Origin of the sequence: Paraburkholderia kirstenboschensis (genome assembly GCF_032806925.1) — a bacterium.
In the GTDB taxonomy this organism is placed as follows: domain Bacteria; phylum Pseudomonadota; class Gammaproteobacteria; order Burkholderiales; family Burkholderiaceae; genus Paraburkholderia; species Paraburkholderia kirstenboschensis.
On the sequence record NZ_CP136512.1, the window covers coordinates 1 to 24,895 of the forward strand.

Here is a 24,895-nt window from a genome sequence, read left to right on the forward strand (position 1 = left end):
GGCGCGTAAACGCAGAAACCCCACCCTTTTAGGGGTGGGGTTTCTGATGCTGCTGGGGAGCCTGACGATTACCTACTTTCACACGGGCAATCCGCACTATCATCGGCGTGGAGTCGTTTCACGGTCCTGTTCGGGATGGGAAGGGGTGGTACCGACTCGCTATGGTCATCAGGCATGACGGGTTGCCGTACTGCCGGTGGGGCAGTACAGCCAATCGGGGAAGAAGTAGTGTCTGATGAGTCAACCTCAGGTGAGGCGGGTTGTGTTGTTTCAGGCACAACACTGAATCCCAACCGTGTGTGCTGCGACCTCCTGGGGAGGTTCAGCGCATCCCCTTCGGGGATCGGACCCGCGTAAGCGCTCAAGGCGCTAACGTGGGTCGAGACACACCTGTTATAGGATCAAGCCTTACGGGCAATTAGTATCAGTTAGCTGAGCACATTACTGCGCTTACACACCTGACCTATCAACGTCCTGGTCTTGAACGACCCTTCAAGGGGCTCGAAGCCCCGGGGATATCTCATCTTAAGGCGAGTTTCCCGCTTAGATGCTTTCAGCGGTTATCTCTTCCGAACATAGCTACCCGGCGATGCCACTGGCGTGACAACCGGTACACCAGAGGTTCGTCCACTCCGGTCCTCTCGTACTAGGAGCAGCCCCCTTCAAATATCCAGCGCCCACGGCAGATAGGGACCAAACTGTCTCACGACGTTTTAAACCCAGCTCACGTACCTCTTTAAATGGCGAACAGCCATACCCTTGGGACCGGCTACAGCCCCAGGATGAGATGAGCCGACATCGAGGTGCCAAACACCGCCGTCGATATGAACTCTTGGGCGGTATCAGCCTGTTATCCCCAGAGTACCTTTTATCCGTTGAGCGATGGCCCTTCCATACAGAACCACCGGATCACTATGACCTGCTTTCGCACCTGCTCGACTTGTCGGTCTCGCAGTTAAGCACGCTTATGCCATTGCACTATCAGCACGATTTCCGACCGTACCTAGCGTACCTTCGTACTCCTCCGTTACACTTTGGGAGGAGACCGCCCCAGTCAAACTGCCTACCATGCACTGTCCCCGATCCGGATTACGGACCAAGGTTAGAACCTCAAACAGATCAGGGTGGTATTTCAAGGATGGCTCCACGCAAACTGGCGTTCACGCTTCACAGCCTCCCACCTATCCTACACAGACCGGTTCAAAGTCCAATGCAAAGCTACAGTAAAGGTTCATGGGGTCTTTCCGTCTAGCCGCGGGGAGATTGCATCATCACAAACACTTCAACTTCGCTGAGTCTCGGGAGGAGACAGTGTGGCCATCGTTACGCCATTCGTGCAGGTCGGAACTTACCCGACAAGGAATTTCGCTACCTTAGGACCGTTATAGTTACGGCCGCCGTTTACCGGGACTTCAATCAGGAGCTTGCACCCCATCATTTAATCTTCCGGCACCGGGCAGGCGTCACACCCTATACGTCCACTTTCGTGTTTGCAGAGTGCTGTGTTTTTATTAAACAGTCGCAGCCACCAGTTTATTGCAACCCCTTCACCCTTCGCCCGCAGGGGCGTCAAGCTACAGGGGCGTACCTTATCCCGAAGTTACGGTACCAATTTGCCGAGTTCCTTCTCCCGAGTTCTCTCAAGCGCCTTAGAATACTCATCTCGCCCACCTGTGTCGGTTTGCGGTACGGTCCTGTTAAACTGAAGCTTAGAGGCTTTTCTTGGAACCACTTCCGATTGCTTCTTCACCGAAGTGAATGGCCTCGCACCCTTGAATTCCGCGCCCGGATTTGCCTGAGCGCCTTCTCCAATGCAAGGACCGGGACTTCCAACACCCGGACAACCTTCCGCGATCCGTCCCCCCATCGCATTTAACAATGGTGCAGGAATATTAACCTGCTTCCCATCAGCTACGCATTTCTGCCTCGCCTTAGGGGCCGACTCACCCTACGCCGATGAACGTTGCGTAGGAAACCTTGGGCTTACGGCGAGGGGGCCTTTCACCCCCTTTATCGCTACTCATGTCAGCATTCGCACTTCCGATACCTCCAGCACACTTTCCAGTGCACCTTCGCAGGCTTACGGAACGCTCTCCTACCATGCACATAAATGTGCATCCGCAGCTTCGGTATATGGCTTAGCCCCGTTACATCTTCCGCGCAGGACGACTCGATCAGTGAGCTATTACGCTTTCTTTAAAGGATGGCTGCTTCTAAGCCAACCTCCTGACTGTTTTAGCCTTCCCACTTCGTTTCCCACTTAGCCATATTTGGGGACCTTAGCTGGCGGTCTGGGTTGTTTCCCTCTTGACACCGGACGTTAGCACCCGATGTCTGTCTCCCGTGATTGCACTCTTCGGTATTCGGAGTTTGCTATGGCGTAGTAATCCGCAATGGACCCCACAACCATGACAGTGCTCTACCCCCGAAGGTGATACACGAGGCACTACCTAAATAGTTTTCGGAGAGAACCAGCTATTTCCAGGTTTGTTTAGCCTTTCACCCCTATCCACAGCTCATCCCCTAACTTTTCAACGTTAGTGGGTTCGGACCTCCAGTACGTGTTACCGCACCTTCATCCTGGCCATGGATAGATCACCTGGTTTCGGGTCTACACCCAGCGACTGAACGCCCTGTTCGGACTCGCTTTCGCTACGCCTGCCCTAATCGGTTAAGCTTGCCACTGAATGTAAGTCGCTGACCCATTATACAAAAGGTACGCCGTCACCCCCTTGCGAAGGCTCCGACTGTTTGTATGCATGCGGTTTCAGGATCTGTTTCACTCCCCTCCCGGGGTTCTTTTCGCCTTTCCCTCACGGTACTGGTTCACTATCGGTCGATCACGAGTATTTAGCCTTGGAGGATGGTCCCCCCATCTTCAGACAGGATTTCACGTGTCCCGCCCTACTTGTCGTACACCTAGTTCTTTCCAGCTGTTTTCGTCTACAGGGCTATCACCTGCTATGGCGGCACTTTCCAGAGCCTTCGACTAACAGCAAGAATAAAGAGTACAGGCTGGTCCCATTTCGCTCGCCACTACTCTGGGAATCTCGGTTGATTTCTTTTCCTGCGGTTACTTAGATGTTTCAGTTCACCGCGTTCGCTTCACGTAGCCTATGTATTCAGCTACGGATACCTCAAAAGAGGTGGGTTTCCCCATTCGGACATCTTCGGATCAAAGCTCGTTTGCCAGCTCCCCGAAGCTTTTCGCAGGCTACCGCGTCCTTCATCGCCTGTGATCGCCAAGGCATCCACCACATGCACTTGTTCGCTTGACCCTATAACGGGTGTGTCTCTCCCGATGCGAGTTGGCGCTTTAGCGCCTACTCCCATCCGATCCCCGCAGGGGATGGAACCTTCACTGGGAAGGCCGGGCAGCTTGCACAACCGTTACAGGTTGAGTATTCGTGTTGCGCCGTATTCCAAAGCAATCTTTCGATCACTTAAAAAATACATTGATACAATCACAACCCTGATTCACCTACTCATGTACCCATCTCCAGGTACACTTTCGTGAATCTCTTTACTACTTCTTCCTGATTGTTAAAGAACGTTCAGCCGATCGCACGGTTGCTATAACCATGCATCTTTCTGACTGGCTCAATCGCCAATGCACAACGCTCTGGGTCTTTCACACAGAACGCTACGCATTGAGGATTGGTGGAGGATGACGGGATCGAACCGACGACCCCCTGCTTGCAAAGCAGGTGCTCTCCCAGCTGAGCTAATCCCCCAGTCATACAGATATCCCAGAGGTTTTTAGACGGTCAGCTCACCAGACAAGACAGTGGTGGGTCTGGATGGATTCGAACCATCGACCCCCGCCTTATCAAGACGGTGCTCTAACCGACTGAGCTACAGACCCCTGAGTCTGTCTGCGTTTCTTCACTACTACAGCCGATAAGCGTGAGCGCTCAACACCTTGACGCGTCTAGCTCGAGAAAGGAGGTGATCCAGCCGCACCTTCCGATACGGCTACCTTGTTACGACTTCACCCCAGTCATGAATCCCACCGTGGTAAGCGCCCTCCTTCGCAGGTTAGGCTACCTACTTCTGGTGAAACCCACTCCCATGGTGTGACGGGCGGTGTGTACAAGACCCGGGAACGTATTCACCGCGGCATGCTGATCCGCGATTACTAGCGATTCCAGCTTCACGCACTCGAGTTGCAGAGTGCGATCCGGACTACGATCGGTTTTCTGGGATTGGCTCCCCCTCGCGGGTTGGCGACCCTCTGTTCCGACCATTGTATGACGTGTGAAGCCCTACCCATAAGGGCCATGAGGACTTGACGTCATCCCCACCTTCCTCCGGTTTGTCACCGGCAGTCTCCCTGGAGTGCTCTTGCGTAGCAACTAGGGACAAGGGTTGCGCTCGTTGCGGGACTTAACCCAACATCTCACGACACGAGCTGACGACAGCCATGCAGCACCTGTGTTATGGCTCCCTTTCGGGCACTCCCACCTCTCAGCAGGATTCCATACATGTCAAGGGTAGGTAAGGTTTTTCGCGTTGCATCGAATTAATCCACATCATCCACCGCTTGTGCGGGTCCCCGTCAATTCCTTTGAGTTTTAATCTTGCGACCGTACTCCCCAGGCGGTCAACTTCACGCGTTAGCTACGTTACCAAGTCAATGAAGACCCGACAACTAGTTGACATCGTTTAGGGCGTGGACTACCAGGGTATCTAATCCTGTTTGCTCCCCACGCTTTCGTGCATGAGCGTCAGTATTGGCCCAGGGGGCTGCCTTCGCCATCGGTATTCCTCCACATCTCTACGCATTTCACTGCTACACGTGGAATTCTACCCCCCTCTGCCATACTCTAGCCCGCCAGTCACAAATGCAGTTCCCAGGTTAAGCCCGGGGATTTCACATCTGTCTTAGCGAACCGCCTGCGCACGCTTTACGCCCAGTAATTCCGATTAACGCTTGCACCCTACGTATTACCGCGGCTGCTGGCACGTAGTTAGCCGGTGCTTATTCTTCCGGTACCGTCATCCTCCCAGGGTATTAACCCAGAAGTTTTCTTTCCGGACAAAAGTGCTTTACAACCCGAAGGCCTTCTTCACACACGCGGCATTGCTGGATCAGGCTTGCGCCCATTGTCCAAAATTCCCCACTGCTGCCTCCCGTAGGAGTCTGGGCCGTGTCTCAGTCCCAGTGTGGCTGGTCGTCCTCTCAGACCAGCTACAGATCGTCGCCTTGGTAGGCCTTTACCCCACCAACTAGCTAATCTGCCATCGGCCGCCCCTGTAGCGCGAGGTCCCGAAGGATCCCCCGCTTTCCTCCGCAGAGCGTATGCGGTATTAATCCGGCTTTCGCCGGGCTATCCCCCACTACAGGACACGTTCCGATGTATTACTCACCCGTTCGCCACTCGCCACCAGGATTGCTCCCGTGCTGCCGTTCGACTTGCATGTGTAAGGCATGCCGCCAGCGTTCAATCTGAGCCAGGATCAAACTCTTCAGTTCAAACCTGTTACTGTTTTCGGGCTCTTTCGAACCCGGTCGCTCACTCAACGTACTGACGAAGTGTTCAACCATCTTTCAACGGCCAAACCTTCCTTTCATTACTGTGTGAGACTTGATACTTTCGCTTTAACGCCCCACCCCACGCAATACTCCGCAAAGGCAGGACTCGCGTCGCGCATCAAGCGCCCACACTTATCGGCTGTTAGTTTTTAAAGATCATTCGTGAAGAAGCTCTGCTTTCTTCGCGTCCGTCATCAAACGGGAGGCGAATTATGCGATGCGGCCCGCAGCCCGTCAACCCCTCAACTGCAATTATTTTCAGAAAGTTGAGAAACGGAACAAACAGTACTTTCCTCCCGCGCTCAAGAATAGTTAGGCATCCAATACAATCTGCCGGTCCGCCGGATCACGAACAGTCGAAAGCCGCCTTTGCAGTCCCGCACCAACTAAAGCTCTCTCGCTGGGCGCCGTTAAACTGGATATCCCGCCACTCAAATGATCGCTGTTCAATGGACGAATCAGCCGACCAGCAAGTCCCGAATTCCGCGCTCGCATTGCCTTCGCCCGTCCTCAGCGCCGACGCGGTGCCGGTAGGCGCACCGCTCGAGTGGCCGATCGTCGATGCCGACGGCTCGCTGCTCTTTGCAAGCGGCACTGTTCTCGCGACTGCCGACGAGCGCGCATTTCTCTTCCAGCACTTCCAGCCGCGCCGCGGCGACCTGCCCGACGCAGCAGCACATCCAGCAGTTGAAGCGGACCTGCATGCCGAGGCGGACAACCCGTTGACGCCCGCCGACATGCACGTCGAAATCGGTGCATTGATTGGCGTACGCCTGCAAGTCGGCAGCGGTGCACCAATGCATCCATGCCGCATCATCGGTTTTGCGCCGAATCATTCGCTGTTCATCACTCCGCCGCTTCAGCAGGGCCGCATGCTTGCGCTCAGCCTTGGCGAAAACATCGACATCGTCGCGATAGCAAGTCAGGCGGTGTTCCGTTTCGTATGCACCGTCGAAGCCGTCTGCCGCTCTCCGTTCGATTACGTGGTGCTATCCAGACCCGGCCCCATCCGCCGTCTGCGCGAACGCAAGTCGATTCGCGTTCAAACGCATTTCGCGGTGCGCTTCGGGATCGGTGAAACCGGCGACACGTACGACGGCCTCGGCGTGGCGAAGAGCCTCAGCGCGCTTGGCATGTCGCTGATGGCGCCGTGGGCCTTGGGCGCCGTCGGCGACCGGTTGCGCGTGGCTTTCCGGCTCAGATCGGCGGAGATGGACACAGAGATACAAACCGCGACCGTGATCCGCAACCTGCAGAAAAGCGCTGGCGCCGATGCTTCGTCGGTTCATGGACTCGAATTCGATCAACTCGAACCAGCGCAGCAGATGGCGATAAAGGTCTTTGTGTTCGATCGTCAGGACGATGTACAGCAGTGGTCGCAGGGCTTCAAATAAGCACGAAGCGGGCGGCCCGCGAAGCGCGCCTACCCGTCAACCGATCAGTTCTTCCGGTGTGACGCGGCGTGCGCCCCACGCGCTCGCCGTTCGCTCGCAGCTGCCGAGCCGTATCGCGCCGCGCTCGAAGTCGACGAATACGACTTCGTCCGCATCCAACGGGCGCGTCGCCTGATCAGTCGTGCGGCCGTCGGTCAGAACCCACAGCCAGCGCTGTTGCGCCGGGTTGCGGCGCGCGCTGCGCTCGAGCAACTGCGCTGCATGTCGAATGCCCGCTGCGAACGGCGTCCCGCCGCCACCGCCGACGGGCTCAAGCCAACGCTCGTTCCACCAGCGCGGCACTGCGGGACCGAAGCGCAGGTCCGCGCCGGCTCCGCCGAAGCAGATCAGCGCAGCCTCGGCACGCATCGCACTTGCGCGGTCGAACAGCGCAACCAACAAGCCCTTCGCGAGTGCAAGGCGCTGACCGGCGAGCATCGAGCCGGAGCAGTCGAGCACGAAGCAGTGCAGCACTCCGCCGCGCGGCGTCTCGCGCACGAAACGCAGATCTCCGGCACGCAGCGCGGGTTGCCCGCGATCTTCCCGCTGGTCCTTCGCCCGTCGCTGTCCACTCGCAGCAAATGTCTGCGGCCATGCGATACGCCGTCCCGGCTCGCCACGTAGATGTCCACGCGCATCGCTGCACAAACGCGAGTGCGTCTGCGCCCGTTGCCGCCATCGAAAACCGCTGCGTGAGTCAGCGGCGGCGCCCTTCCGATGGCTCAGCGTTTTTTTACGTTAAGCGGTATCACGCCTTTGACGTGCGTCGTCGCGGCTGGCTGCGGCGGCAGATAACCCCAGTCGCCGTCGCCGGCCTCGACGTCAGAAGATGAGGGCGTAGCCGAACTCTGCGGTAAATCGCGCGGCACCGTTTCGCCGCCAGCCGCACTGTTAGCAGTCGACGTATCCCGTTGACGCCGCCTATGCACGAGAACCGCTTCGGCAACACGATCCACATGCTGCGACGTTACTGCATCGCTCTGCTCCAACGCCGCGAGCGCTCGCGCGGCGCGAAGCATCACGAGGTCGGCGCGCAAGCCGTCCACTGCGGCGTCGATACACAACGCGCTGACATGCGCGTGCACGGCGTCGTCGAAAGAAAGTTGCGCGACCTTTTCGCGTGCCGCGCGGATCCGCTCGACGTAATGCGCCTGTTCTCGAGCGTAACCAGCGCGAAAGGCCACCGGATCGAGATCGAAGGCGAGCCGCGCCTTCACGATCTCTTCACGCACGCGCGGCTCGAAACAGTTCTGCAACTCCACCATCAAGCCGAAGCGGTCGATCAATTGCGGCCGCAACTCGCCCTCTTCGGGATTCATTGTGCCGATCAGCACGAAGCTCGCCTCGTGACTATGCGATACACCGTCGCGTTCGACGGTGTTCACACCGCTCGCTGCGGCGTCGAGCAACGCATCGACGAGCGCATCGGGCAGCAGATTCACTTCGTCCACATACAGCACGCCACGATGCGCCCTGGCGAGCAGCCCCGGCGAAAAGCGCACGGAGCCGTCGCGCAGTACGGTTTCGATATCGAGCGTGCCGATCAGACGATCCTCGCTCGCGCCGAGCGGCAGATTCACCAGTTGCCCTTCCGGCAACAACTCGGCGAGCGCGCGCGCCGCTGTCGATTTAGCCGTGCCCCGCGGCCCGCTCACCAGCACGCCAGCCAGCCCCGGATCGATCGCCGCCAGCAACAGCGCCTGCTGCAACGGCGCCTGTCCGATCAATGCGGCGAAGGGAAACGCGGGCCTTTGCGCCGGATTTTGCCGTGCATCCTGCCTGGGTGCATTCATGGTTGCATTCCTTCAATCTGCTGTTCGCTCGCGAGCAGATGCTGTTCGACTTGCGCGCGATAGTCCCCGGGCGCCTGCCACAGACCGCGCTGCATCGCTTCTAGCAGGCGCTCGCAAATCGAGTGCAACGCATGCGGATTGTGGCGTTGCAAGAACTCGCGCGTATCCGCATCGTTCAGATAAGCGTCGGTGACGAGCGCATATTGATGATCGGCGACCACGCGCGCGGTCGCATCATAGCCATAGAGATAATCGACCGTTGCGGCAATTTCAGAGGCACCCTTATAGCCATGCCGCTTTACACCGTCGATCCATTTCGGGTTGACCACGCGCGAGCGCACTACGCGCGCGATCTCCTCATGAAGCGTGCGAACGCGCGGCGCGGCGGGATTGCTGTGGTCGGCGTGATAAACGCTCGGCTGATTGCCCGCAAGATGGCGCACGGCCGCGACCATGCCGCCCTGAAATTGATAGTAGTCATTCGAATCGAGCAGATCGTGTTCGCGGTTATCCTGGTTCTGCAGTACTACATCCATCGCGGCAAGGCGTGTACCGAATGCGTGACGCGCTTCTTCGCCCGCGCTTTTCTGCGTGTACGCATAACCGCCCCAAGCCTGATAGGCATTGGCGAGGTCCGCATCGGTCTGCCATTGTTGCGAGTCGATCATGTCCTGCAAACCGGCGCCGTAAGCGCCCGGACGCGCACTGAATACGCGCCAGCCGGCACGCTTGCGCGCTTCGGCTGCGTCCATGCCGCGTGCGATCAACGCATCGCGTTCACGCAGCACACGCTCGCGAATCGGGTTCAGTTCAGCAGGTTCGTCCAGGTCGGCGACGGCCTGGACCGCAGCATCGAACAGATGCATCACGTTCGCAAACGCGTCGCGGAAAAAACCTGATACACGTAACGTGACGTCGATGCGCGGCCGGTCGAACGCCTCGATCGGCATGATCTCGAAGTCGGTCACGCGATGGCTTCCCGGCGCCCACTTCGGCCGCACGCCGAGCAATGCCAGCGCTTGCGCAATGTCGTCGCCGCCGGTGCGCATTGTTGCGGTGCCCCACACGGACAGACCAATCGCACGCGGGTAATCGCCATGCTCCTGCAAATGCCGCTCGATCAACTGCTGCGCCGACTTCAGCCCGAGCGACCAGGCCGCTTGTGTCGGGACCGCTCGCGTGTCCACCGAATAGAAATTGCGGCCAGTCGGCAGCACATCGGGCCTACCACGCGATGGCGAACCGCTCGGCCCTGGCGGCACGAAACGCCCTTCGAGACCGCGCCTAAGATGCGTCATCTCCTGCGTCCCGCATGCGTCGAGCCGCGGCAGCACGTCGTTGCGCAAGCGCTCGATCACGCGCCCGGCTTGCGGCAGGCTCGCTTCGGCCAATGCGCTCGACGCGTGCGTATTCGTATCCGTATCCGTATCCGTATGCCCATGCATTCGCGGTTCGCATACGCTCCGCAGCATTTCCGCTGCGAACAGTTCCAGACGCTCGCGCGTATCACCGCTATGCCGCCACGGCGCATCGCTGACCTGTTGCAGAATGTCGGGACGAGGACCGGTCCAGGCCGCGGACCAATCCACCGATAGCGGGTCGAAGAAATGATCGATCCGCAGATCGCGCGCCAACGCATCGATCAACCCTGCGTTGCTACCTTGCCCATCGCCGACGGGAAAGCGCGCTAACGCAAGCAGCGTATCGCGTCGTTGCACTCCTTGCGGCGATTGGCCGAACGTGTGCAAACCATCGCGAATCTGCGCTTCCTTCAATTCACACAGCCACGCATCGACGCGCGTGAGCAACACATCTTCGTCGTCTTCACCTTTCGGCTCGGACAGGCTCAATTCTTCATGCAGCTTATGTTCGACGATAGTCGCGAGAATCGTGCGCCGTAACAGCCTCGAGCGGCGCGGGTCGACCATCAGCGCTTCGTAGTATTCGTCGACCTGGCGCTCGAGATCTTGCAACGGACCGTAGCTTTCGGCGCGCGTGAGCGGCGGCATCAGATGATCGACGATGACAGCTTGCGCGCGGCGCTTGGCCTGACTGCCCTCGCCCGGATCGTTGACGATGAACGGATACAGATGCGGCATGGGCCCGAGAATCAGATCGGGCCAGCACGTATCGCTCAACGCAACGCTCTTGCCGGGCAGCCATTCGAGGTTGCCATGCTTGCCCACATGCACGACCGCGTCGATGCCGAACTGATGACGCAGCCAGAAATAGAACGCGAGATACGCATGCGGCGGCACGAGCTCGGCGTCGTGATAGCTCGCGTAATCGCCCTGCTCACGCGAGCGCGACGGCTGAATGCCGACGAACACGTGGCCGCAGCGCCAACCCGCAATCATGAAACGGCCGCGCCGCACGCTCGGGTCCTGCTCCGGCGGGCCCCAACGCGCATTCAGCGCATCGCGCGCTTCGGCGGGCAGCGCGTTGAAATGTGTGAGGTAATCGGCAAGCGCAAGGCTTTGCAAAGCGGGTCGCAGATCGCGCACCACGGGATCGTTCGTCACGCCCTCGGTGAGCTTCTGCAATAGCGCGTCGCCGTTCGCGGGCACCGTTGCGACGCGATAACCTTCGTCGCGCAACATCGACAGAATTCCGACTACCGACGCCGGCGTATCCAGCCCGACTCCATTCCCGATGCGCCCCTCGCTCATCGGATAGTTGGCGAGAATCAGCGCGAGTTTTTTGTCCGCGTTGTCGAGCGAGCGCAGGCGGCTCCAGCGGCGGCTCAATTCGGCGATAAAGCCCACGCGTTCGAGATCCGGCTGATAACGCACCACATCGACTTCCGTATGCGGACAGCGATACGCGAGTCCCTTGAAACTGATCGCGCGCGTGATGATGCGCCCGTCCACTTCGGGCAGCGCGATATGCATGGCGATGTCGCGCGAATTCAGGCCTTGATTGTCCTTGAGCCAGTCCTCGCGATTGCCGCCGCTCAAAATCACCTGAAGCACGGGTGCATCGCCGGCGAGCGCGAGCGGTTCCGCGTCATCGATCGCGGAAGCGGCGAACGCAGTCGTATTGAGCACGAGTGCCGCGTTATGTTGAGCGCACAACGACTGCACGACTTCGCGACTCACCGCATCTTTCAACGACGTAATGGCGATTGGCAGCGGGTTCACGCCTTGTGATTCGAGCGCTTCGATCAGCGCGTCGAACACTGCTGTGTTGGCCGCCTGAAGATGCGCCTTGTAGAAAAGTATCGCCGCAACCGGCGCATCGTGCCGCCAGCGCGCTTGCCAGTCGGCGATAGTCGGCGTGTCGCGTTGTGGATGGTAAAGCGACGCGGCCGGCAACGCGCGCGGCGGCGCTGGCTCCTGTCCCCAACCAAGCGCGCGATGCGCGATGCAGCGCAGAAACGCCTCGGCGTTCTGCGGACCGCCTTCCCGCAAATAACGCCACAACTGATGGCATAGATCAGCGCCCGCGGTGCTGCGCGCAAGCAGATTGGGATCTTCCTGCAGATCGCCCGAAAACATCGCAAGCGTTTGCTGTTTGCGCTCCGCTAGCGCGACGACCTGTTCGATGCCATACGGCCAATACGCTTCGCCGCCAAGATGATCGACTACGACAACGCGCGCGTGTTGCAGCACATCTTCGACGTAGAAATCCACCGACGCCGGTTGCCGCAGATAGGTCACGTTTGCGAGGCGCACGCTCGGAAAGCCGTCGCCGAGACGAGGAAACGCACTTGCCAGCAGCGACAGCGTGGTGTCCGCCGAACTGAGCACGACGATATCCGCAGGCCGCTGATCGATACGGATCACGCCTTGCGTATCGTCGACGAAACCGCCCGGCGTGGTGCGCAGCAGATGCATGTGCGCTTACGCCTGCTGCGCCGCGACGCCCGACGCTGGGGCGTTCGACAAGCCCAGCGCCGCGTCGAACGCGCGTTGCAGCGCGGCCTGGTCGAGGTCTTCGCCGATCAGCACGAAGCGGCTTTCGCCCGCCTCGCCGGCTTGCCAGCGTCGGTCGAAATAACTGTCGAAGCGCCGGCCCACGCCTTGAATCACGAGACGCATTGCTGCGCCCGGCAAGGCCGCGAAACCCTTCACACGGTAAATGGTGTTGCTCTGAACGAGCGCTTGCAGCGCGGCGATTACCGCGTCGCGCGACAGCGCGTTTGCATGCACGACCACCGAATCGAACTCATCGTGATGATGATCCGCGTCGTCCGCCGAACCGTGATGGTCGTGGCGCAAATGAATCGTTTCTTCCGAGGCCGCTTCGAGCCCGAACAGCGTGTGCAGATCGAGCTGCCCCATCTGCGCGCGCACGACCTTCACTTGCTGCGGAATCTCTTCGCGTATCAACGCTTCGACCGCGTTCTGACGAGCCTCATCGAGCAGATCTGTTTTATTCAGAATCACCAGATCGGCTGAGGACAATTGATCTTCGAACAACTCGTGCAGCGACGATTCATGATCCAGATTGGGATCGGCTTTGCGCTGCGCGTCGACGGCGAGCGGGTTTTCTGCGAACTGGCCGCTCGCGGCAGCGGGGCCGTCGACCACGGTAATCACCGCATCCACGGTGAAACTGTTTTTGATCTGCGGCCAGTTGAACGCCTGCACGAGAGGCTTCGGCAACGCGAGCCCCGATGTTTCGATCAGCACATGGTCGATCTGCTCACGGCGCTCGACGAGCTTTTCCATCACCGGAAAAAATTCCTCCTGGACCGTGCAGCAGAGGCAGCCGTTCGCGAGTTCATACAATTGCCCTTCTGTTTCGACACCGTTCTCGTCGCAACCGATGCCGCAACCCTTCAGGATTTCGCCGTCAATACCGAGCTCGCCGAACTCGTTGACGATCACCGCGATGCGCTTGCCGCCCGCATGCTGAAGAATGTGCCGCAAGAGCGTGGTCTTGCCGCTGCCGAGAAAGCCCGTGACGATGGTGACGGGGATCTTGCGCATTTGAGTTTGCATCGTGAGGTCCATTCCAGAAGTTGCAGGCGCCGGCCGGCGTAGTGGGCACGCATGAGGTCAAGCGCGCGCCTCTGGCATGAACGACGGCCTTGCTACAACAGGAAAACGCAGAAAACGGGTGTGAGGGCATGAGCGCAGCGCCGCATCCCCGCGACGTTCGCCCTTCGTGTTCCGGCCGGTATCCGGGCTGGCGAAAGCGCCGCTTCCCCTTCCCGAACGAGTGATTTCTCGCCCAGTGGTGATATGCCCACGCGGCCTTGCGCGTGGACATCGAAGCCGGCACTGCGGCGCCATGCGAACGGCCATGACGTCACTTTTCGCTTACCGTTGCGGGGGCAGCACAGGTTGGCCCAAACCGTGACAGGCGGGCGCCCTGTTTCCCGTTTAACTGCATGCGCACGAGCGCGCACACGAGCACCAGAAGTGCGTGCGAGTGTAGGCCCACCGTCTGGCGCCGTCAAGGAAACGCGGGCCCGGCGCGCTTATCGCACGGGCTTCTCGTGTGCTATCGTATGCGCGCGTTTGGTGCCCGCACATGCATTCGCGTGTGCAGTTAAACGGGAAACAGGCAGCGCTCCTGCGCTCAATCTGTGCTGTCCCCGCAACGGTAAGCGACCTGCGGTGCAATGTTCATGCTGCACCGCGCATGCGTTTTCGATGCCACTGTCCGATACATTCGAATGAATGCGGACGGGAAGGCAAAGCGCGTGAGGCCGCCAGCCCGGATACCGGCCAGACGCGGAGGCGGCCGCGCGTTTCACGACGTCACGCCGCCGGCAGCCGGAATCCGCGAGGGACGGATGTGAAGGCGCTGAAGCACGATGCAGCGACCGGGTCCGCACCCGCGCGTGCCGTCGTGCGTGAAGACACCGCTTGAATGACTTCGATCTCCACTCAATTGGGCCCATTCGCGTGCCGCTCCGCATGGTGCGTGTCGGTGTGGCGCGCAACGTCGTTGCCGTGCACGATTAGCGAGCCGCGATGACACGCGCGTGGCTGATCGGCGCAGGTCCCGGCGACGTCGAACTGATGACGCTGAAGGCGACGCGCGCCCTCGCACAAGCCGACGTGATACTCGTCGACGATCTCGTGAATCCCGACGTGCTGCAATTCGCGCGCGCCGATGCGTCAGTTCTCTATGTCGGCAAACGCGGCGGTCATCCGTCGACGCCGCAAGAAGGCATCGTCGCGCAAATGCTCGAGCATCTGCGTGCCGGGCGCAGCGTCGCGCGGCTCAAGGGCGGCGATCCGTTCGTGTTCGGCAGAGGCGGCGAAGAGCAGCAGGCGCTGCATGCCGCAGGTATCGAAGTGGAGATCGTCAGCGGAATCACAGCGGGAATCGCGGCGCCCGCGGCTATCGGCATTCCGGTTACACACCGCGATCACGCGCAAGGCGTGATATTCGTGACCGGCCACGGCGCGGGCAGCAGCGAGCCGGATTGGGCCGCGCTCGCCGCCACCCGCATGACCCTCGTCATCTACATGGGCATGCGGCGGCTGAACGACATCGTCGGCGCATTGCTCGCGGCCGGCATGCGCGCCGACACGCCGTGTGCGGCAATCGAATCGGCCACGCGTCCGGAGCAACGCCATGCACTTTCCACCCTCGGCGAATTTGCCGATGCCGTCGCGCGTGCGGGACTCGGCTCGCCTGCGATCGTGGTGATCGGCGGCGTCGCGTCGCTGGCGCTCGCGCGTGCCGCCGCGGCAAGCTCATCGGATGCGGCGTCTTCGCCGGACGCGAAATGAAAACGCTTAGCGTGGGCATCGGCTGCCGCCTGCATACATCGGCGGACGAAATCGAAACGGCGGTGCGCGCAGCGCTCGGTTCGCACGCCTTCGAAGAGATTGCAACGGTAGCCTCTATTGAAACGAAAGCGGACGAACAGGGCCTGCTGGAATTCTGCGCGCGTCACGGGTTGCCGCTGCAAGTGTTCAACCGCGAGCAGATTGCCGCGATCAGCGTTCACGAACCGTCGGTCGCCGCGCGCGAGCATCTCGGCGTGGACGGCGTGTGCGAACCGTGCGCGTTGCTCGGGGTGGCCGCCGCCCGCACCGCGCGTCTGATCGCTCGCAAAACCGTTTACGCTGGTGTCACCGTGGCGATTGCTTCGACCGAACCCGCACAAGCAGACACTGTCACCATCATCCAACAGGACCTTCCATGAAGACCGATCGCGAATCGCACCAACGCATGACCGAACGCCGGCGCGAAGGCCACGAAAAGAAGCAGGCCAACGCGACCGTCGAAAAGGGTCTGCTGATCGTCAACACCGGCACCGGCAAGGGCAAGACAACCGCCGCCTTCGGCATGGCCGTGCGTGTGCTAGGCCACGGCATGCGCCTTGGCGTCGTGCAGTTCATCAAGGGCGCGCTGCATACGTCGGAGCGCGACTTCCTCGGCGCAATTGCCAACTGCGACTTCGTGACGATGGGCGACGGCTACACCTGGAACACGCAGAACCGCGACGCCGACATCGCCACCGCGCGCAAAGGCTGGGACGAAGCACGCAGGATGATCGAAAGCGGCGATTATCAGATGGTCATCCTCGACGAACTGAACACGGTGCTCAAGTACGAATATTTGCCGCTCGACGAAGTGCTGTCCGTCATCAACGCGCGTCCGGCGATGCTGCATGTGGTCGTGACCGGCCGCCACGCGCCCGACGCGCTGATCGAAGCCGCCGACCTCGTCACCGAGATGCGTATCGTCAAGCATCCGTACCGCGAGCAAGGCGTCAAGGCGCAGCGCGGCGTGGAGTTCTGAAGGTGTCCGCCTGCCCCGCGCTTTTTATCAGCGCGCCCGCGTCGGGTCAAGGCAAGACCACGATTACCGCGGGCCTCGCGCGCTACCATCGGCGACTGGGGCGGCGTGTGCGCGTGTTCAAGACCGGGCCCGACTTTCTCGATCCGATGATCCTCTCGCGCGCAAGCGGCGCGCCTGTGCTGTCGCTCGATCTGTGGATGGTCGGCAGGGACGCCTGCCGCAATCTTCTCGCGCAGGCGGCGGACGAAGCCGACCTGATCCTGATCGAAGGTGTGATGGGTCTCTTCGACGGCACGCCGAGCAGCGCCGATCTCGCGACCGCTTTCGGCGTGCCGGTACTCGCGGTGATTTCGGCCAAGGCGATGGCGCAGACCTTCGGCGCGGTCGCATTCGGCCTCGCCAATTTCCGGCCTCAGGTGCCGTTTCATGGCGTGCTCGCAAACCGCGTCGGCTCCTCGCGTCATGCGCAAATGCTCGAAGAGGCGTTGCCGCCCCCGCTACGCTGGTGCGGGCACATTGCCGCCAGCGACGAAATCGAATTGCCCGATCGCCACCTTGGCTTGCATCAGGCCGCGGAAATCGACGATCTCGACGCGCGTCTGGATCGCGCCGCCGACGCGCTCAGTCATACAGTGCTGGCCGAGTTGCCGCCCGCCGTGGAGTTTGGCCCGCCCACACCGCAAGTACTTCCGCGCCTTCTGCACAACAGAAAAATTGCCATCGCGCGCGATGCCGCTTTCTCGTTCATCTACCCGGCCAACGTCACGCTGCTCGAAGCGCTCGGCGCCCATGTCCACTACTTTTCGCCGCTCGCCGACGAAGCGTTGCCCTCCGACACCGACGCGTTGTATCTGCCCGGCGGATATCCTGAACTGCACGCGGCGGCGCTCGCCGCGAATGCCCGCAGCGCCGCGGCCATCCGCGCGCACGCGGCGGCCGGCAAACCGCTCGTCGCCGAATGCGGCGGCATGCTATATCTGCTCGATATGCTCACCGACACGCAAGGTGTCAGCACGTCGATGCTCGGCCTGCTGCCCGGTCACGCGACGATGCATACACGCTTCACGGGGCTCGGCATGCAACAGATCGACAGCATGCATGGTCCAATGACCGGCCACACGTTTCACTACTCGAAGCTGAGCATGTCGCTCTCGCCGTTGCGTTCAGCCACGCGGCCTCAAGGCGATGCACCGGGCGAGGCTGTATATCGCGTCGGCTCGATTGTCGCGACTTACATGCACGCTTACTGGCCCTCCAACCCGGCCTTCACGGCCGCTCTGTTCAATGGCGAAGCCTTTTAACGAAGCCGACCGCGACGCGGTCTATCGCGCGATTTACGAGCGCCGCGACATGCGCCATTTCGTGCGCGATCCCGTCGATGCCGCGGTATTGCAGCGTCTGCTCGATGCCGCGCATCATGCGCCGAGCGTGGGCTTCATGCAGCCGTGGCGCATCGCGCGCATCACCGATCCCGGCTTGCGTAGCGCCTTGCATGCGAACGTCGAAAGCGAACGGCTTGCCACCGCCGACGCGCTCGGCAAACGCCGCGAAGAGTTCATGAAGCTGAAAGTGGAAGGCATGCTGGAATGCGGAGAACTGCTCGTCATGGCGCTGATGGACGGCCGCGAGCGGCACATTTTCGGCCGCCGCACACTGCCGGAAATGGACCTCGCATCGGTGGCGTGCGCGATCCAGAACATGTGGCTCGCCGCCCGCGCGGAAGGGCTCGGCATGGGCTGGGTGTCCCTGTTCGACGTCGACGCAGTGCGCCGGCTTCTGCGCATGCCGGAAGGCGCGCGGCCCGTCGCCATACTGTGTCTTGGCCACGTCGACCATTTTTATAGCGAACCGATGCTGCAAACCGAGCGATGGGCGGAGCGCACGCCGCTCGCCGATTGCGTGTTTGAAAACCGCTGGCCCGAAGATCCGATACCGCAGGAGCAGTCACCGCGCGATCCGCTGTAGCGGTGTTATTTTTGGAGCGGCGTCACCGAGACCACGTCCGGCACGCCGCGCTTTTCATTCGTGCGCAACCTAACGCGCCAGTCGGCCGGTGGGTCGAACGGGAATTGCACCAGCGCGCTTCTGATCAGCGCGGGCAAGGCGCTCAGCGGATCGGCGTCGTGGTCTGTACTTGCCGCGCTGACCTTGTACACTTCGCGCCCGCTCGCGCGTTCGAAAAACCGCAGCGTGAGCGTATGACGGTAGACGCGTGCGCCGAATAGCGAGACCGGTGCGTCGGTCAGCGGGCCGCAATCGCCAGACGCGCAGTCGCTCACACCAACACCGATCTGCGCGACCACGTGCGAGCCATTGAATCTACCAGCGTCAGCGGGCAAGCATAAACGTGCGAACTGCGCTGGCCGTCTCGTACAAGCGGCCGTTGTCGAACTGCTCGGCAACGATGGTCCAGTAATAGACGCCTGGCGGCAGATCGCTCACCACCAGTTGCCCGCCCGACAGATCCGCGGAATCAGATCAAAGGCCACCGTCTTGCCGTCCTGCACTCTCGCCGGCTCCCTGAGCGTCGGTGCGGGAAGCAGCGCGACTGCATCGCCTATCGCGGCGCCGGCTCGCGTAACGCTGCCAAAGCGCGCCGCGAGCAGTTGCGCCGACGCCTGCAGCGGCACGCCCGGCAGCGGTGCCGACTTGCGCGAGAGCGCCGCGACCGGATCGACGCCGACCGCGCCGTCCAGCACTTCGACTGCCGTGGGTTTGCGCGTCGCCGTCGTAAGCGACCCTGAAGCGCGTCCCGCGCACGCCCGCGACCACCGACGGCGAACGGATCTGGAAGCGGTCGTCTTTCTTAGTGGCATGCGTGACCTGGCTCTCGACCTGCCCGCGGCGCAGTTCCAGTTGACGGTCGCCGGCGCCCGTCAGCGTGGTCCGCCGCAACCTGTCGATGTCGAGCGTGCCGTTTTGAGTCATCGTCAGATGAGAGCCGTCGGACAACTCCAGTGTGACGAAGCCGTTGGGTCCAGTGCGGATGCGATCGCCTTCGTCAAGCGTTGCGCCAGTCGTGAGCGGCAGATAACGGCTCGCGCCGGACGCATGTTCGGCCGGACCGCTCGTCGCGATCACTCGTGCCGTCTCCGGGTCCTGCTTCAGTTTGTCGGCTGGCAAACGCAGCGCAATGCCGGCCGCCATGCGACGCGGTGCGGGCACGTGATTGATACGACTGAGCACGGCCCAGTCGCCGGTATCGCTGAGATAGCGGCTCGCGATTTCATAGAGTGTGTCGCCTGCGTGCGTCACGTAGGAAACATAGGCGGGCGGCGCGGCTTTCGCGCGCTGCTTCGACGCGCGGGACGGCTGCGCATGGGCCGAAGCGGGCGCGAAGCAGGCCAACGCGAACAGTCCCGCGGCCGCCAGCACGGCGCCCGCGCGGCGGCCCGTCGAGCCGGCCCTGCCGCGCATGGCTGAAGCGCCGTCGACGGAAAACGTCACGCCTGCCCCGCTTGCGGACGGTCTGCGGCTGCCGGTGCATCGCTCGCGGACTGCAACCGCTCCAGCCTGTAGCCATAGCCGTAAATCGGCGTCAAACGGTAGCCGTGTTCGGGCCGCAGACCGAGCTTGCTGCGCAGCATCGAGACGTGCGTGTCCATCGTGCGCGACGGGATGTCCGTCGCCTGCTTCCAGATGACGTCGAGAATATGCGCGCGCGACAGCGGCCGGCTCAGATGCTGGAACAGCAGCAGCGCGAGCTCGAACTCCTTCTGCGTGACCGCCACCTTCTTGCCGCGCACCACTACATGCTTTGCATGCAGATCGAACTAGAATTCGCCGAAGACTTCCCTCGCCGCCGGCGGCTTCAGATGATAGGCGCGGCGCAGCAGCGAACCGACGCGCGCGAGCAGTACGGCGGCCGGGACCGGCTTGACGACGTAGTCGTCGGCGCCGATGTTCAGGATCGACGTGATGTCGCTCTCCTGTCCGCGGCTGGTCATGAACAGCACGGGCAAGCGTTCTGACAGGCTTTCCCGCACCCAGCGCAATACTTCCTCGCCCGACATGTCAGGCACATTCCAATCGAGCACGAGCAGGTCGAATGTCTGACGCCGTAACTGCCGCACCAGTTCGCGCCCCGCGCCGTATGCGTGACAAACATGGCCCGCCGCCGACAGCGTTTGGCAAACCAGATCGGCCTGCGCCGAATCGTCATCCAGGACAGCAATTCTCATAAAAACCCCGCAACGCGACTTCGTCGTTTGTTCGTCGTTTGTTCGTCGTTTGTTCGTCGTTCGCTGGTAACTGGCGCAGCCGCATCTCAGCGGCCGCGACCGGTTACCGGCAATCCGGCGGATCGACCGGGATGCCGGTGCACGCCGGCACCGGCGATCCGGCTTTTCATTCATCTTCGGTTTGAAGTTTCTTTGACTCTCTTTCGACTAATGGTCCTTCGCCTCGCGCCCAATACAACCCTGCTGCCACCCCATCTCAAAATTAGCGCGCATTTTTCGATTCGGGAGCGGCGATTATCAGCCGCCGATAATCATAATCGAAAAGACGGTCGATCTTTGCTGAATGCCCTTAAACGGTTCAGCGACGGCGGCTGTCGGGCCGCATACCGCTTCTGCCGGTTCTGCGCGCCATTCGCGGCGCCTCTCAGGTCCCGCCGGTTACTTTCGGCCCGTATGGGCTCGCCATATAAGAAAGTGGGCTCTCTCGCACGGGTGCAGGCCCCGCGACTTTCTTTTTTCAAACTGCGGCAGGCTTTTCGGAAACAGCGATTTGACAATTTGAGTGAGTATAGAAACGGTCTCGAAATAAATCGTTTAAGGATTGTCAAATCGGTCCGATGTCGCGTTGTAGACGCGCAATGAAGCCGTCAAGTCCTCACAAACTATACGGTCGATCATGCGGTGATCGGATTTCGATGGGCAAGGCGCCCTTCATCACGGACGTGGCTTGCGAGACCACGGACTAAGTGAAATCCCCAGGCTTGACCCATCTATAAACGCCATCCCATAATCAACCACATCATGGACATAGCGTCCATATTATGGACACACGTAAGGAGAGCACGCATGCCAGAGGCGACCCATTCACCCATGACGCCGTACCAGCTTCCTTTCCCGAAAGAAGCGCAACAGGAAATTGTCGTTCCTTCTGCAATTCCGACGGACGAGCGCGTCTGGGTGCCGCAAGCCGAGAACGTCTCGTTCCGCCCGCTGTGCCTGAACGCGTCGCAAGGCTACTGGATGAATCTGCTGCGCGTTCGCAAGTCGGGCGTGCTGAGCCGCCACCGGCATCCGCAAGCCGTGCACGGCATGGTGCTCAAGGGCCGCTGGCGGTATCTGGAGCATGACTGGGTCGCGACCGAAGGCAGCTACGTGTACGAGCCGCCCGGCGAGACGCACACGCTCTACGTGCCCGAAGACGTCGAGGAAATGATCACTTACTTCCAGGTCAACGGCGTGATGTTCTATTGCGACCCCTACGGCAACTACACCGGCTACGAGGACGTGTTCACGAAGATCGACATGTGCCGTAAGCACTACGCGGCCGTAGGACTCGGCGAAGATTTCGTGGACCAGTTCATCCGATGAACAGCCGCTCGAGCTTCGCCGGATACGACTTTTCCGGCCGTGTCGCCGTGGTGACGGGCGCGGGGGGCGGTATCGGACGCGCGATTTGCGACGCCTTCGCGCGCAACGGCGCGTCGGCGGTGAACTGGGACCGCGTGCCGGGCGATCTCGATGCGCCGCGTGCACCGCGCCATTTCGCTGTCGACATCACGCGTGTCGACTCGATCGAAACCGCACTCGCCGCAACGCTGGATGCATACGGACGCATCGACTACCTCGTGAACAATGCAGGCTTCGCCGGGCCCACGATGCCGCTCGACGAATACGATCCGCTCGAATGGCAGCGCGTGATCGAGGTGAATCTCCTCGGCACCTATCACGTGAGCCGCCTCGTGGTGCCGGTGATGCGTCGCGCGAACGCCGGACGTGTCGTCAACGTGGCTTCGCTCGCGGGCAAGGAAGGCACGCCGAACTCGTCGGCCTACAGCGCTGCCAAAGCGGGTGTGATCGCGATGACGAAATCGCTCGGCAAGGAGCTGGCGCAAACCGGCATCCTCGTGAACGGTATCGCGCCCGCAGCCGTTCAGACGCCACTTCTCGAACAGATGTCGCCAAGCCATGTGCAGACCATGATCGACAAGAGCCCGATGGGCCGGCTCGGCACGACGCAGGAGGTGGCCGATCTCGCACTATGGCTTTGTTCGGATTCCTGCTCGTTCAGCACCGGCGCGATCTTCGATCTTTCCGGCGGACGCGCGACCTACTAAACGCTCGCTCCGCACATTCCCTACATATCAGAGCCAGATTGGCCAGGAGACGAATATGCTGCAGAAACCCCAGCGCCTGAAACGCATACAGATAGTCGCCGTCGTATTTCTGACGATTGCCGGCATTGTCAATTATCTCGATCGCAGCACGCTGTCGATTGCGAATCACCTCGTGAGCGAGGAGCTCCATCTGTCCGCTGCGCAGATGGGCCTGTTGCTGTCGGCGTTTTCGCTTGCGTACGCATTCGCGCAGTTGCCCGTGGGCGCGTTGCTGGACCGGTTCGGATCGCGCGTCGTGCTGGGTCTGGGCATGCTGGTCTGGTCGCTTGCGCAGGTCGCGGGCGGCTTCATCCAGACCCTCAATCATTTTCTCGCCGCACGGATCGTGCTGGGCATAGCCGAAGCGCCGCTCTTTCCAGCAGGCGCAAAAGTGGTCAACGAATGGTTTGCCGTGCGCGAGCGCGGTGCGCCAACCGGCACGTTTATCTCGTCGTCGACCATCGCGCCTATGCTCGCACCGCCGCTTCTCACCGTGCTCATGCTTTCATTCGGATGGCGAACCATGTTCATCGTCATGGGCGTGCTGGGTGTCGTCGTCGCGATAGGCTGGTACATGTTCTACCGGAATCGCGATCAGGTCGCGCTCACCGAATCCGAAACCGCTCATCTGAACGAAGGCGCCGAGGCCGTGCAAAGCCCGAAAGGACTCACGTTTGCCGAATGGGGTGCGCTCTTCAAACTGCGCAATACGTGGGGGATGATTTTCGGCTTCATGGGCGTGATCTACATGGTGTGGCTCTATCTCACTTGGCTGCCCGGCTATCTCGAGAAGGAGCGTCATCTGAGCATCGCGCACACGGGTTGGCTGGTGACGATTCCCTATATTTTCGGCACCATCGGCATGGCAAGCAGCGGCTATATCGCCGACTACCTGCTCAAGCGCGGCATGGCGCCGATTAAAAGCCGCAAGTGGCCCGTGTGCGTCGGTCTGATCGGCGCGGCAGCGTTCACGGTTCCCGCCGCCTACACGCCGAGCACCACGCTTGCGATCGTCTATGTGTCGCTCGCCATGCTGTTCGTGAATCTTTCGAGCGGCAGCGCATGGGCATTAGTGAGCGTGGCGGCGCCCCGCCATCTCGTTGCTTCGCTCGGCAGCATGCAGAACTTCGGCGGCTACCTGGGCGGCTCGTTTGCGCCGGTCATCACCGGCATCGTGGTCGATCAAACGCATTCGTTCGTGAATGCGCTGCTGATCAGCGCGGGCGTGGCCTTCGCCGCTGCGTTCGTCTACCTGTTCGTCGTCAAGGAAGTGGCGCCCGCGCCGCGCTCCGAGGCGCTCGCAACCCAACGTACCTGAACGCTCATTGCCGATACACATGACATTCCAGACTGATCTACTCGAAGGTAAAACCGCTCTCGTAACCGGTGCGCTCTCCGGCATCGGCGCGGCAATCGCGAACGGACTCGCGCAGCTCGGCGCGAAGACAGTGGCCGCCGGTCTTCCGCTGCCCGAGGGCGCGCCGGACACGTTGCGCAGCGAAGTCGAGCGTGCGACGCTCGACGTGCGCTCCGCCGACGATGTCACTGCGATGCTGAACGGGTTCGAACATCTTGACATCGTCGTCAATTGCGCGGGCGTCATCAGCCGTGTCGAGGAACACCGTATCGACGTATTCGAACGCGTGATGGACATCAATCTGAACGGCACGATGCGCGTGTGCGCCGGCGCGCGAGAACTGCTGAAAGCCTCGTCGGGTTGCATTGTGAACACGGCCTCCATGCTGAGCTTTTTCGGCGGCGGCCTCGTGCCCGCATACAGCGCCAGCAAAGGGGCGGTCGCTCAGTTGACGAAGTCTCTGGCGATTGCCTATGCCGCGGACGGCATCCGCGTGAACGCAATTGCGCCGGGTTGGATCGCGACGCCTCTCACGCAGGCATTGCAGGACGACGAGGGTCGCTCACAGGCCATTCTGGATCGCACGCCGATGCGGCGCTGGGGAACGCCCGAAGAAGTGGCGCAGGTGGCGGTGTTTCTGTGCACGCCGGCTGCGTCGTTCATGACCGGCGCAATCGTGCCGGTCGACGGCGGCTATCTGGTTGCATAAGCGGCCCGGCGCCGCGATCA

The 24,895-nt window shown here is 61.1% G+C and carries 15 protein-coding genes, 2 tRNA genes, 3 rRNA genes, 2 pseudogenes and 2 riboswitches; of the genes and pseudogenes, 10 read left to right on the forward strand and 12 right to left on the reverse strand.

Annotated elements, in window-relative coordinates:
- Positions 1 to 59: 59 nt before the first annotated feature.
- From rrf to RW095_RS08690, 5 genes are all read right to left on the reverse strand, one after another.
- Positions 60 to 173, reverse strand: a 5S ribosomal RNA gene (gene rrf / locus RW095_RS08670).
- A gap of 224 nt (positions 174 to 397) precedes the next feature.
- Positions 398 to 3,278: ribosomal RNA gene (locus RW095_RS08675) — 23S ribosomal RNA — on the reverse strand.
- A gap of 380 nt (positions 3,279 to 3,658) precedes the next feature.
- Positions 3,659 to 3,734, reverse strand: a tRNA-Ala gene (locus RW095_RS08680).
- Positions 3,735 to 3,788: 54 nt separating this feature from the next.
- A tRNA-Ile gene (locus RW095_RS08685) sits at positions 3,789 to 3,865 on the reverse strand.
- 76 nt (positions 3,866 to 3,941) lie between these two features.
- Positions 3,942 to 5,476 (reverse strand): 16S ribosomal RNA (locus RW095_RS08690).
- Together the 16S, 23S and 5S rRNA genes with 2 tRNA genes alongside form the textbook arrangement of a ribosomal RNA operon.
- A 509-nt stretch (positions 5,477 to 5,985) precedes the next feature.
- On the opposite strand from RW095_RS08690, the gene RW095_RS08695 reads away from it, so the two are divergent.
- Entirely contained in the window at positions 5,986 to 6,930 is a 945-nt protein-coding gene (locus tag RW095_RS08695; RefSeq protein ID WP_317018489.1) for a flagellar brake protein, read from the forward strand.
- Between the two features lie 36 nt (positions 6,931 to 6,966).
- Here RW095_RS08695 and RW095_RS08700 read toward each other — a convergent pair whose 3' ends face one another.
- From RW095_RS08700 to cobW, 4 genes are all read right to left on the reverse strand, one after another.
- Positions 6,967 to 7,617: a vWA domain-containing protein gene (locus RW095_RS08700; protein WP_317018490.1), complete on the reverse strand. Its 651-nt coding sequence runs from the start codon at positions 7,615 to 7,617 to the stop codon at positions 6,967 to 6,969.
- A 74-nt stretch (positions 7,618 to 7,691) separates the two neighbouring features.
- The gene (locus RW095_RS08705) at positions 7,692 to 8,762 is read right to left on the reverse strand and encodes an ATP-binding protein (RefSeq protein WP_317018491.1); all 1,071 of its coding nucleotides are present in this window, start codon (positions 8,760 to 8,762) and stop codon (positions 7,692 to 7,694) included.
- Positions 8,759 to 12,598, reverse strand: a complete 3,840-nt coding sequence (cobN, locus tag RW095_RS08710; RefSeq protein WP_317018493.1) for a cobaltochelatase subunit CobN — start codon at positions 12,596 to 12,598, stop codon at positions 8,759 to 8,761. Before cobN ends, RW095_RS08705 begins: the two co-directional genes overlap by 4 nt.
- Positions 12,599 to 12,604: 6 nt before the next feature.
- Positions 12,605 to 13,708: a cobalamin biosynthesis protein CobW gene (gene cobW, locus RW095_RS08715; RefSeq protein WP_317018494.1), complete on the reverse strand. Its 1,104-nt coding sequence runs from the start codon at positions 13,706 to 13,708 to the stop codon at positions 12,605 to 12,607.
- Between the two features lie 156 nt (positions 13,709 to 13,864).
- Positions 13,865 to 14,145, reverse strand: a riboswitch (cobalamin riboswitch).
- Positions 14,146 to 14,214: 69 nt separating this feature from the next.
- A riboswitch (cobalamin riboswitch) is annotated at positions 14,215 to 14,459 on the forward strand.
- 230 nt (positions 14,460 to 14,689) lie between these two features.
- Between cobW and cobA the strand changes: the two genes are divergently transcribed.
- From cobA to bluB, 5 genes are read left to right on the forward strand one after another with little or no spacing between them, the layout of a single operon-like run.
- Positions 14,690 to 15,457 (forward strand): uroporphyrinogen-III C-methyltransferase, encoded by a 768-nt coding sequence (cobA, locus tag RW095_RS08720; protein ID WP_317018496.1) that lies wholly within the window; start codon positions 14,690 to 14,692, stop codon positions 15,455 to 15,457.
- Positions 15,454 to 15,876, forward strand: coding sequence for a cobalamin biosynthesis protein (locus RW095_RS08725; protein ID WP_317018497.1), 423 nt, complete (start codon positions 15,454 to 15,456; stop codon positions 15,874 to 15,876). Before cobA ends, RW095_RS08725 begins: the two co-directional genes overlap by 4 nt.
- Positions 15,873 to 16,475 (forward strand): cob(I)yrinic acid a,c-diamide adenosyltransferase, encoded by a 603-nt coding sequence (cobO, locus tag RW095_RS08730; RefSeq protein WP_317018499.1) that lies wholly within the window; start codon positions 15,873 to 15,875, stop codon positions 16,473 to 16,475. Before RW095_RS08725 ends, cobO begins: the two co-directional genes overlap by 4 nt.
- A 2-nt stretch (positions 16,476 to 16,477) precedes the next feature.
- The gene (locus RW095_RS08735) at positions 16,478 to 17,776 is read left to right on the forward strand and encodes a cobyrinate a,c-diamide synthase (protein WP_317018501.1); all 1,299 of its coding nucleotides are present in this window, start codon (positions 16,478 to 16,480) and stop codon (positions 17,774 to 17,776) included.
- Positions 17,760 to 18,440 carry a 5,6-dimethylbenzimidazole synthase gene (bluB, locus tag RW095_RS08740; RefSeq protein ID WP_317018502.1) on the forward strand — a complete coding sequence of 227 codons (681 nt, stop codon included), beginning with the start codon at positions 17,760 to 17,762 and terminating at the stop codon, positions 18,438 to 18,440. The genes RW095_RS08735 and bluB overlap by 17 nt, the downstream gene beginning before the upstream one ends.
- A 5-nt stretch (positions 18,441 to 18,445) precedes the next feature.
- Here bluB and RW095_RS08745 read toward each other — a convergent pair whose 3' ends face one another.
- The 3 genes and pseudogenes from RW095_RS08745 to RW095_RS08755 form a co-directional block, all read right to left on the reverse strand.
- The gene (locus RW095_RS08745) at positions 18,446 to 18,778 is read right to left on the reverse strand and encodes a hypothetical protein (RefSeq protein WP_317018504.1); all 333 of its coding nucleotides are present in this window, start codon (positions 18,776 to 18,778) and stop codon (positions 18,446 to 18,448) included.
- Between the two features lie 25 nt (positions 18,779 to 18,803).
- Positions 18,804 to 19,922, reverse strand: a pseudogene (locus RW095_RS08750) (FecR domain-containing protein).
- A pseudogene (locus tag RW095_RS08755) lies at positions 19,919 to 20,656 on the reverse strand (response regulator transcription factor). Before RW095_RS08755 ends, RW095_RS08750 begins: the two co-directional pseudogenes overlap by 4 nt.
- Before the next feature lie 846 nt (positions 20,657 to 21,502).
- Between RW095_RS08755 and RW095_RS08760 the strand changes: the two are divergent.
- From RW095_RS08760 to RW095_RS08775, 4 genes are read left to right on the forward strand one after another with little or no spacing between them, the layout of a single operon-like run.
- Complete coding sequence (locus tag RW095_RS08760) at positions 21,503 to 22,024, forward strand: 2,4'-dihydroxyacetophenone dioxygenase family protein (RefSeq protein WP_128596727.1); 522 nt, start codon at positions 21,503 to 21,505, stop codon at positions 22,022 to 22,024.
- A complete protein-coding gene (locus RW095_RS08765) occupies positions 22,021 to 22,770 on the forward strand; it encodes an SDR family NAD(P)-dependent oxidoreductase (RefSeq protein WP_317018506.1) in 750 nt (249 codons plus the stop codon). Before RW095_RS08760 ends, RW095_RS08765 begins: the two co-directional genes overlap by 4 nt.
- 55 nt (positions 22,771 to 22,825) lie before the next feature.
- Positions 22,826 to 24,127 carry an MFS transporter gene (locus tag RW095_RS08770; RefSeq protein WP_317018508.1) on the forward strand — a complete coding sequence of 434 codons (1,302 nt, stop codon included), beginning with the start codon at positions 22,826 to 22,828 and terminating at the stop codon, positions 24,125 to 24,127.
- Between the two features lie 19 nt (positions 24,128 to 24,146).
- Positions 24,147 to 24,875: an SDR family NAD(P)-dependent oxidoreductase gene (locus tag RW095_RS08775; RefSeq protein ID WP_317018509.1), complete on the forward strand. Its 729-nt coding sequence runs from the start codon at positions 24,147 to 24,149 to the stop codon at positions 24,873 to 24,875.
- The last annotated feature ends 20 nt before the right edge of the window (positions 24,876 to 24,895 follow it).

Bases quoted from the DNA above. Each gene is read 5' to 3' on its own strand.
- RW095_RS08695 (WP_317018489.1), top strand. From the start codon at position 5,986: ATGGACGAATCAGCCGACCAGCAAGTCCCGAATTCCGCGCTCGCATTG.
- RW095_RS08705 (WP_317018491.1), bottom strand. From the start codon at position 8,762: ATGAATGCACCCAGGCAGGATGCACGGCAAAATCCGGCGCAAAGGCCC.
- cobN (WP_317018493.1), bottom strand. From the start codon at position 12,598: ATGCATCTGCTGCGCACCACGCCGGGCGGTTTCGTCGACGATACGCAA.
- cobW (WP_317018494.1), bottom strand. From the start codon at position 13,708: ATGCAAACTCAAATGCGCAAGATCCCCGTCACCATCGTCACGGGCTTT.
- cobA (WP_317018496.1), top strand. From the start codon at position 14,690: ATGACACGCGCGTGGCTGATCGGCGCAGGTCCCGGCGACGTCGAACTG.
- RW095_RS08725 (WP_317018497.1), top strand. From the start codon at position 15,454: ATGAAAACGCTTAGCGTGGGCATCGGCTGCCGCCTGCATACATCGGCG.
- cobO (WP_317018499.1), top strand. From the start codon at position 15,873: ATGAAGACCGATCGCGAATCGCACCAACGCATGACCGAACGCCGGCGC.
- bluB (WP_317018502.1), top strand. From the start codon at position 17,760: ATGGCGAAGCCTTTTAACGAAGCCGACCGCGACGCGGTCTATCGCGCG.
- RW095_RS08760 (WP_128596727.1), top strand. From the start codon at position 21,503: ATGCCAGAGGCGACCCATTCACCCATGACGCCGTACCAGCTTCCTTTC.
- RW095_RS08765 (WP_317018506.1), top strand. From the start codon at position 22,021: ATGAACAGCCGCTCGAGCTTCGCCGGATACGACTTTTCCGGCCGTGTC.
- RW095_RS08770 (WP_317018508.1), top strand. From the start codon at position 22,826: ATGCTGCAGAAACCCCAGCGCCTGAAACGCATACAGATAGTCGCCGTC.
- RW095_RS08775 (WP_317018509.1), top strand. From the start codon at position 24,147: ATGACATTCCAGACTGATCTACTCGAAGGTAAAACCGCTCTCGTAACC.